The organism is Caballeronia sp. LZ043 (genome assembly GCF_031451075.1).
Taxonomy (GTDB): Bacteria; Pseudomonadota; Gammaproteobacteria; order Burkholderiales; family Burkholderiaceae; genus Caballeronia.
Genome location: NZ_JARUXT010000051.1, coordinates 1 through 785, shown reverse-complemented (window position 1 = coordinate 785; position 785 = coordinate 1). Strand labels below are relative to the sequence as shown.

The window sequence follows — 785 nt, the reverse complement described above, 5'->3', positions numbered from 1 at the left end:
GCCATCCGGGATAACGGCAGACTGAACGTCTGCCCCCGATCTACGACCGGCACGCTCGCGCGCCAGTCGTCCGGCAGTGCGAACGCGTATTCCAGACCGGCCCGCGTACGAATGCGCAGTTCGTCCTGTTCGATATACAGCGCATGACCATGCTGGCGGTCATGCGTTCGCGCGGGCCATCCGCTTTCGTGCGGCATCTGATCGAACGCGGTGGCGTGATCGGCAAACGTGACCGCCGCGCTGTATTGCGCCTTCTCGTGCTCCTCATCGCGCAGCAAGTCCACGTGAATGTCGGCCGGACTGCGCCAGCCACGCCCGAGGCTTCCCGGGATCATGTCGTGACTCGCGTAGTAGCGATCCCACACCAGCGGCAAGCGCCCGTCGATGGTGAAATCGTGCTGCTGCACCACCACTTCACCGGTGATCGAGTTGACCGGCTCCGCGTCGAAGATCACGCACTTGATGAACCCCGACGGGAAGTTCCTGAACAGCCTCTTGGCCAGCGCCGAGCCGCGAAACGCCCTGAACAGTCCGGCCGCCATCGCCATCATGTTCATCACAGGCGGGCCGCCCACCAGCACGGGACGATCGGCTGGAATAGGCAGCATCGTCGCGGTGGGCAAGGACATGTACTTGCGTTCCGTATGCGCGCTGTTGTGCGACATCGGCAGCATGCCCGCGCACCAGCAACTCAACGCGGGCAGCGCCGCGAATGACATCGGATCGCCGTTGGCCAGCACGGTGCGGCTGCCCATGAACGACTCCGCATCCTGCGACGGCCCCCG

The 785-nt window shown here is 64.7% G+C and carries 1 protein-coding gene; it reads right to left on the bottom strand.

Translation table 11 applies throughout. From position 1 onward, the window contains the following. A partial coding sequence (locus tag QCE64_RS36435) for a DUF6531 domain-containing protein (RefSeq protein WP_310009215.1) occupies positions 1-755 on the bottom strand: 755 nt, incomplete at its 3' end. Positions 756-785: the final 30 nt, after the last annotated feature.